We start from the raw sequence: 7,156 nt of genomic DNA on the forward strand, positions 1-7,156 counted from the left end.
GTCCCGCCATGGACCAGCGTCTCGACGTCTCCGACCTGCCAGCGCCCGAGCCGCTGGAGCGCGCGCTGGACGCGCTGGCGGCGCTCCCCGCGGGCGATCGGCTGCTCCTGCGCCATCGCCGTCAGCCCTATCCGCTCTATGACCTGCTCGGGCGCATGGGTTATCGCTGGGAGGTGACGGGGACCGAGGGGGACTGGCGCATCCTGATCGAGCCGGCCGACGCGGACCCGAGTCCCGCCCGATGATCGCGACCGCCGGACTCAGCCTGGAGCAGGCGCCGCCGCTCAATCTGCCGCTGCGGCTGTTCCTGACCGCGCCGCTGTTCGCGATCGCGGCCGGCGTGCTGTTGATGCTCGACGCCGACGCGGTGCTGGCGACGCGCTGGAGCCCGACCGCGCTGGCCGCGACGCACCTGATCACGGTGGGATTCCTCGGTCCCGTCATGATCGGCGCGCTGCTGCAGATGCTGCCGGTGCTCGGCGGGGTGCCGTTGCCGGTGGTGCGGCCCGTCGCCATCAGCGTGCACTTGCTGCTCGGGCTCGGAGCGGGGCTGCTCGCCGCAGGCTTCCTCGGTGGCGGCGCGACGGCGCTGGCCAGCGGCGCGATGGCGGCGGGGCTCGGCTTCGCGCTCTTCGCCATCGTGATGCTGGTGGCGCTCGGGCGCGCCTGTGGCGGTTCCGCCAACCTACACGGCTTTCCCCTGGCCGGACTCGCGCTCCTGATCACCAGCGGGCTCGGCCTGCTGCTGACCCTGGCGTTGCTCGGCCGGGTCGCCGTGCCTCGCCTGCTGGACTGGGTGCAGGTCCACGTCGCCTGGGGGCTATTCGGCTGGGTCGGTCTGCTGATCCTGACCGTGAGCGTCCAAGTGGTGCCGCTGTTCCATGTCACCCCGGCCTATCCACGCTGGCTGACGCGGGCGCTGGCACCGAACCTCTTTCTGGTGCTGTGCGCTCTCACGACCCTGCCCTTCCTGGCGCCCGCGGTGGCAACCCTGGCGGGCCGCGTGGCGCAGGACGCGCTCGCGCTGGGCTTCGCGCTCTTCGCCCTGATCACGCTGAGCCTGCAGGTCCGGCGCGTGCGTGCTCAGATCGATGCGACCCTGCTGCACTGGTGGATCGCGATGGGCGCCCTGCTGGCGGCGGTGCTCGGCTGGCTGCTCGGGACCACGACCGAGCGCATCGGTGTCTGGCTGCTGATCGGGGTCGGCGTCGGGTTGCCAAGCGGCATGCTGCTCAAGATCGTGCCCTTCCTCTGCTGGCTGCATCTGCAGTCGCATCAAATCGTCTTGGGCAAGCTCCGGGTGCGGATCCCGCATATGCAACGCTTGCTGCCGAATGATCCGGCGCGTGTCCAAGTGGCGCTGCATGGCGCTGGGCTGCTGTTATTGAGCACTGGATTTGTCTATCCGCCGGCCGCGCACGCGGGCGGGGCCTTGCTGGCGCTCGCGGCACTCTGGCTGCTGGGGCTGCTGACGCTGACGACACTGCGCTACCGCAGGGCGTTGCGCGCCCTGATCGACGGCGCCCCAGCCACCAACCCCGACACTGGGAGCCGCCAGGATGCGGCGCGCGCTGATACCGTGCCTTGGCGTGGGCGCGGTGAGACCCCCGAGGACAAGTGCGCTAACGATGCCCTGTCAATCGCATCCTCGACTTTGCCTCGGCAGAGAGAGTCACGGTGAACAATCCCTCGAAAACCAAGCGTGTGGAACCCCGGATCAGGCAGGAGCAGCGCACCATCGACGCCATGCTCGGCATCTACTGCCAGGATCATCACGGTGGCGGTCGCGGACTCTGCGATGACTGTGAGCCGCTGCGTCTCTATGCGCACCAGCGCCTCGTCGCCTGTCCGTTTCAGGTGCAGAAGCCGGTCTGCAACCGCTGCGAGGTCCATTGCTACAGTGCGCTGAGGCGCGAGCAGGTACGGCAGGTCATGCGCTACGCCGGGCCGCGCATGCCGCTGCGTCACCCCTGGCTCGCCTTCCTCCATATGCTCGACAAGCTCAGGCGGGTGCCGAGCCTAGCTCAGTTGCGCGCCCGCGCCAAACGCGGGGCAGCGACGGGCCATGGAGCACGTGCAGAGAAGCAATCAAAGCCTTGACAGACCTGACTCGAAACCTAGTGGAGGCCAACCATGCGCTCGATCCTGATCCAAACCGAGCCGTTCGACATCGCCCGTGAGCAAGCCGCGCTCTACGGCGAAAACCCCAGGGTCGGCGCCCTGGTGACCTTCGTCGGCCTGATGCGCGACCTCAATGAGGGGATCGCGGTCGCGCGGATGAGGCTGGAGCACTATCCCGGTATGACCGAGAAGGCCCTTGGCGCCATCGCCGATGAGGCTGCCGCGCGCTGGGCGCTGGAGGGCATCCGTCTCGTGCATCGGGTCGGTATCTTGGATCCGTGCGACCCGATCGTCTTCGTCGGGGTCACCAGCCAGCACCGTGGCGACGCCTTTCGCACCTGCGAATTCCTGATCGACTCTCTCAAGACCCGTGCACCCTTCTGGAAGAAGGAGAGCACGGCCGCGGGCGAGCGCTGGGTCGATGCGCGCGAGGCCGATAAGGCGGCGGCGGGGCGTTGGGCGGACCCCGGTGCAAACCGCAAATGCTGATCCATTATCTGCCGCATCTGTTCGGCGCGGGCGGCTAGGTGATGATCCGTCGCCCGACCGAACTTCCATCCCGGCTGACCCTGGTCTACGCGCGCCTGACCGCGAGCCGTCCCTGAGGCAGTGCCGCGCCGCGACCCCAAAGGAGAATTCTGATCATGACCCTGAACCCCTGCGCCTCCGAGGATCCGCTCTCGCCCGAGGAGGATCTCGCCGAACTCGAGCTCACGGACGCCGACATCCTGGAGGCGATGCGCGAGATCCCCGGCTATCTCGACATCACCACGATGGATTTCCGCGCCGTCTATCATCTGGCGCATCGTCACGCGCTCGACCGGCTGTTCAGCGGCATCACCGCCGGACGGCTGATGCGCCGCGAGGTCCGCCCGCTGACGCCGGACATCCCGCTGGCCGAGGCCATCCCCAGCTTCGTGCGTCAGGGGCTGAAATCGCTGCCGGTGGTGGACGGACAACGGCGCCCGCTCGGCATCCTGACCGAGACCGATGTGCTGCGCGGGCTGGGGGCGGAGACCTTCCTTGCCCTGATGGCGCGGGTCATCGCGGACGAAAAGTGCATCAAGTCGGAGCAGCACCATCGCCCGGTCGGCGAGCTGATGACCGCGCCCGTGGTCTGCGTGCCGCTGGACGCCGGTCTGCGCGCGCTGCTGGCCGCCTTCGCCAGTCATCCCGGCCGCGCCATGCCGGTGCTCGCCGCCGATGGGCGTCTGGCGGGCCTGCTCCCGCGCAAGGTTTTCCTCAACGCCTGCCACCCGGATCGCCGGCCATGAGGCTGAAGGGCTATCTGAGCAAGATGCGCGGCAGCGTCCATGGCAGCCCGCCTCGGGTCAGCCTGTCCGAGGTGCTCTGGTCGTGGACAGGCGCGTTTTTAGGGATCGCCGCCGTCGCCTGGCTCAATCAGTGGTTCTTCGCCGGGACCGATCTGACGCTCGCCATCGGCTCGCTCGGCGCCTCGGCGGTGCTGGTCTTCGGCGCGGTGCGCAGCCCGCTGGCGCAGCCGCGCAATCTGGTCGGCGGGCATGTCCTCTCGGCGCTGGTGGGTGTAACTTGCTGGCAGTGGCTGGGCGGCGAGCCCTGGCTGGCGCAGTCGGTCGCGGTCGCCACCGCCATCGCCCTCATGCACCTGACCCGCACCCTGCACCCGCCGGGCGGCGCGACCGCGCTCATCGCCGTCATCGGCTCCGATCAGGTGCATGCCATGGGCTATCTCTTCGTGCTGCTCCCGGCCACGCTGGGACCGCTGGTGTTGCTCGCCGTGGCCCTGTTGTTTAACAACCTCCCCGCCGCCCGGCGCTATCCCGAGTTCTGGCTCTAGCCGGCTCGACCCGGTTGCACGGACCACCTTTTTTTCAATCGCTGGATGCTGTGAGTTTTCTGATGAATGTACCCAAACCCAATTGGCGCGCGCTATCCCTGCTCGCCGTGCTTCTTCCGCTGCTCGGTGCCTTTCTGTGGCTGGCGCTGACCTCGGGGCCGCTGGCCCCGGTGCTGGTGACCCTGGTCAGCGTGGAGGAACGCGCGATCGCCCCGGCCCTGTTCGGGGTCGGGACGGTCGAGGCGCGTTATACCTACCGCATCGGCCCGACCATCGCCGGACGAGTGAGCCAGGTCGCGGTCCAGGTCGGCGAGCGGGTCGAGGCCGGGCAACGGCTCGGCGAGATGGACCCGGTCGATCTCGACGAGCGCCTCGCCGCCCAGGACGCCGCCCTGCGCCGCGCCGAGTCCGGCGTGGTCGCCGCCCGCGCCCAGGTGCGCGACGCCCAGGCGCGGCGCGACTTCGCCAGCGCCCAGGTCAAACGCTATGAGCAACTGCTGCTGGCGCGCACCGCCAGCGAGGACACGGCGGAGGCCAAGCGTCAAGAGGCCCAAATCGCGGAGGCCGGCGTGGCGCTGGGGTTGGCCAACCTGGAATCCGCCGAGCAGGATCTCGGACGGGTGCGCGCGGAGCGCGCGGCACTGGTGCGTCAGCGCGACACGCTGCGCCTGGTCGCCCCGGCCGATGGTCTGCCGTTGGGCGGTCTGGTGGTGTCGCGCGACGCCGAACCCGGCAGCACGGTGGTGGCGGGCCAGTCGGTGGTGGAGGTGGTCGATCCCGCCAGCCTCTGGGTCGATGTCCGCTTCGATCAGCTCGGCGCGGGGGCGTTGCGCGCCGGTCTCGCAGCTCAGATCGCGCTGCGCTCCCAGCCGCTTGGCGCGCTGGAGGGACGGGTCGAGCGGGTCGAGCCGCGCGCCGATGCCATCACCGAGGAGCTGCTGGCCAAGGTGGTCTTCGCCGATCTCCCCGATCCCTTGCCCCGGCTCGGCGAGCTGGCGGAGGTGACGGTGGCGCTGGCGCCCCGGCCCGCCGCGCCCGCCGTGCCGAATGCCGCGCTGCACCGCCGCGCGGACGCGCTCGGGGTCTGGGTGCTGGATGACGGGGAACCGTCCTTCGTGCCCCTGACCATCGGCGCGCGCGATCTCGACGGCTGGGTGGAGATCCGCTCCGGTCTGACGCCCGGCGCGACCGTGATCTGGCACAGCCAGGCCCCGCTGTCGCCCGGACGCCGGGTCAAGGTGGTCGAGCAGCTCCCAGGGGTCGCCCCATGATCAGTCTCGCCGGACGCGACATCCTCCACGGCTGGGGCAAGTTCGTCTTCACCGGCATTGGGCTGGGGCTGCTGATCGGCGTCACGCTCTCCATGGCCGGCATCTATCGCGGTATGGTCGACGATGCCGAGGTGCTGCTGGACAACAGCGGGGCGGACCTCTGGGCGGTGCAGAAGGACACCCTCGGCCCCTATGCCGAGCCGTCCAATCTCGCCGACGATCTCTATCGCAGTCTCCAGACCCTGCCGGGGGTCGCGCGCGCCGCCAACGTCACCTATCTCACCATGCAGGTGCGCCCGCTGACGGACGCTGCGTCCGTCGGCGATGCGGCCGCGCGCGAGCGTCGCGCCATGGTGGTCGGCGTGGTGCCGGGCGGCTTCGGCGAGCCGGGTCAGCCGGAATCCCTGGTCGCCGGACGGCATCTGACCCGGGGTCACTACGAGGCGGTGGCGGACGTCTCGACCGGTTTTCGGCTCGGCGAACGACTGCGCATCCGCCGTCACGCCTACCGGGTGGTGGGTCTGACCCGGCGCACCGTGTCCTCGGGCGGCGACCCCATGATCTTCATCCCGCTCAAGGACGCGCAGGATGCCCAGTTCCTCAAGGACAACGACGCCATCGTCGCCCAGCGCCGGCGCAGCGCCGCCAATCCGGCCTTCAATCGCCCCGGCCAGCCGCAGGTGCTGGACGCCGTGCTCGCCGCCCAGACCCAGAGCAATTCGGTCAATGCCATCCTGGTGAGCCTGACGCCCGACGCGGACCCCGACCGGGTGGCGGCGGACATCCGGCGCTGGAAGCATCTGAGCGTCTATACCCGCGCCGAGATGAACGAGATCCTCCAGGCCAAGCTGATCGCCACCTCGGCGCGGCAGATCTTCATGTTCCTGGTGATCCTCTCGGTGGTGAGCGCGGCCATCGTCGCCTTCATCATCTACACCCTCACCCTCGGCAAGATCCGCGAGATCGCGGTGCTCAAGCTGATCGGTACGCGCAACCGCACCATCGCCGGGATGATCCTGCAACAGGCGATCGGGCTCGGCCTCATCGGCTTCATCGTCGGCAAGACGGTCGCGACCCTCTGGGCGCCGGTGTTTCCCAAATACGTCCTGCTGCTGCCAGGCGACGCGGCGCGCGGCTTTCTGATCGTGGTCATCATCTGCGTGCTGGCGAGCCTGGTCGCCATCCGCGCCGCGCTCCGGGTCGACCCGGCGGAGGCCATCGGTGGCTGAGTCAATGACCGGGCCATTGGGCGCCCATCCGGCCCAGGGGATTCGCATCGAGGGGCTGCGCAAACGCTACGGCCGTGGCGATACGGCGGTGGACGCGCTGCGCGGGGTGGACATGGCGGTCGCACCCGGCGAGGTGGTGGGACTGGTCGGTCCCTCGGGCTCGGGCAAGAGCACCCTGCTCAAGTGTCTGGGCGCGGTGATCGAGCCCAGCGGCGGGCGCATGACCCTGGGGGACACGTCCATCTATGACGAGGGCTGGCGCATCCCGGACCTGCGGGCGCTGCGCCGCGACAAGATCGGCTTCGTCTTCCAGGCGCCCTATCTCATCCCCTTCCTGGATGTCACCGACAACGTCGCCCTGCTGCCGATGCTGGCCGGGCGCCCCAACGGCGAATCACGGGAGCGGGCGCGCGAGTTGCTGGCGGCCCTGGACGTGGCGCACCGTGCCAGGGCGATGCCCTCCCAGCTCTCCGGCGGGGAGCAGCAGCGCGTCGCCATCGCCCGCGCCCTGGTGAACCGTCCCCCGGTGATCCTGGCCGACGAGCCCACCGCGCCGCTCGACAGCGAACGCGCCCTGGCGGTGATGCGCATCCTCAACCGCATGGCACGTCAGTACCAGACCGCCGTCATCGTGGTGACCCACGACGAGAAGATCATCCCGACCTTCGAGCGCATCTATCACATCCGCGATGGGCGCACGTACGAGGAGGCGGGGG

Annotated in this window: 9 protein-coding genes; all 9 read left to right on the forward strand. The window is 69.6% G+C overall.

Annotation, left to right across the window (positions count from 1 at the left end; translation table 11 throughout):
* Positions 1-8 precede the first annotated feature (8 nt).
* Positions 9-245: a DUF2249 domain-containing protein gene (locus CCR95_RS10980; protein ID WP_201094278.1), complete on the forward strand. Its 237-nt coding sequence runs from the start codon at positions 9-11 to the stop codon at positions 243-245.
* Positions 242-1,681, forward strand: a complete 1,440-nt coding sequence (locus CCR95_RS10985) for a hypothetical protein (RefSeq protein ID WP_201094279.1) — start codon at positions 242-244, stop codon at positions 1,679-1,681. The genes CCR95_RS10980 and CCR95_RS10985 overlap by 4 nt, the downstream gene beginning before the upstream one ends.
* Entirely contained in the window at positions 1,678-2,100 is a 423-nt protein-coding gene (locus tag CCR95_RS10990) for a nitrous oxide-stimulated promoter family protein (protein WP_201094280.1), read from the forward strand. The genes CCR95_RS10985 and CCR95_RS10990 overlap by 4 nt, the downstream gene beginning before the upstream one ends.
* 33 nt (positions 2,101-2,133) lie before the next feature.
* Positions 2,134-2,610, forward strand: coding sequence for a molybdenum cofactor biosynthesis protein MoaE (locus CCR95_RS10995; protein ID WP_201094281.1), 477 nt, complete (start codon positions 2,134-2,136; stop codon positions 2,608-2,610).
* Positions 2,611-2,765: 155 nt separating this feature from the next.
* Positions 2,766-3,395 (forward strand): CBS domain-containing protein, encoded by a 630-nt coding sequence (locus tag CCR95_RS11000; protein WP_201094287.1) that lies wholly within the window; start codon positions 2,766-2,768, stop codon positions 3,393-3,395.
* Positions 3,392-3,940, forward strand: coding sequence for an HPP family protein (locus CCR95_RS11005; protein ID WP_201094289.1), 549 nt, complete (start codon positions 3,392-3,394; stop codon positions 3,938-3,940). The genes CCR95_RS11000 and CCR95_RS11005 overlap by 4 nt, the downstream gene beginning before the upstream one ends.
* Positions 3,941-4,002: 62 nt before the next feature.
* The gene (locus CCR95_RS11010) at positions 4,003-5,211 is read left to right on the forward strand and encodes an efflux RND transporter periplasmic adaptor subunit (protein ID WP_201094291.1); all 1,209 of its coding nucleotides are present in this window, start codon (positions 4,003-4,005) and stop codon (positions 5,209-5,211) included.
* Positions 5,208-6,440 (forward strand): ABC transporter permease, encoded by a 1,233-nt coding sequence (locus CCR95_RS11015; protein WP_201094293.1) that lies wholly within the window; start codon positions 5,208-5,210, stop codon positions 6,438-6,440. Before CCR95_RS11010 ends, CCR95_RS11015 begins: the two co-directional genes overlap by 4 nt.
* A gap of 4 nt (positions 6,441-6,444) precedes the next feature.
* Positions 6,445-7,156: ATP-binding cassette domain-containing protein (locus CCR95_RS11020; protein ID WP_201094299.1), on the forward strand; the 712-nt coding region annotated here is incomplete at its 3' end.

Origin of the sequence: Thiocystis minor (assembly GCF_016653465.1) — a bacterium.
GTDB classification, from domain to species: domain Bacteria; phylum Pseudomonadota; class Gammaproteobacteria; order Chromatiales; family Chromatiaceae; genus Chromatium; species Chromatium minus.

Excerpts from the sequence above, each read along its gene's own strand:
- CCR95_RS10980 (WP_201094278.1), top strand. The coding sequence starts at position 9 with ATGGACCAGCGTCTCGACGTCTCCGACCTGCCAGCGCCCGAGCCGCTG.
- CCR95_RS10985 (WP_201094279.1), top strand. The coding sequence starts at position 242 with ATGATCGCGACCGCCGGACTCAGCCTGGAGCAGGCGCCGCCGCTCAAT.
- CCR95_RS10995 (WP_201094281.1), top strand. The coding sequence starts at position 2,134 with ATGCGCTCGATCCTGATCCAAACCGAGCCGTTCGACATCGCCCGTGAG.
- CCR95_RS11000 (WP_201094287.1), top strand. The coding sequence starts at position 2,766 with ATGACCCTGAACCCCTGCGCCTCCGAGGATCCGCTCTCGCCCGAGGAG.
- CCR95_RS11005 (WP_201094289.1), top strand. The coding sequence starts at position 3,392 with ATGAGGCTGAAGGGCTATCTGAGCAAGATGCGCGGCAGCGTCCATGGC.
- CCR95_RS11010 (WP_201094291.1), top strand. The coding sequence starts at position 4,003 with ATGAATGTACCCAAACCCAATTGGCGCGCGCTATCCCTGCTCGCCGTG.
- CCR95_RS11015 (WP_201094293.1), top strand. The coding sequence starts at position 5,208 with ATGATCAGTCTCGCCGGACGCGACATCCTCCACGGCTGGGGCAAGTTC.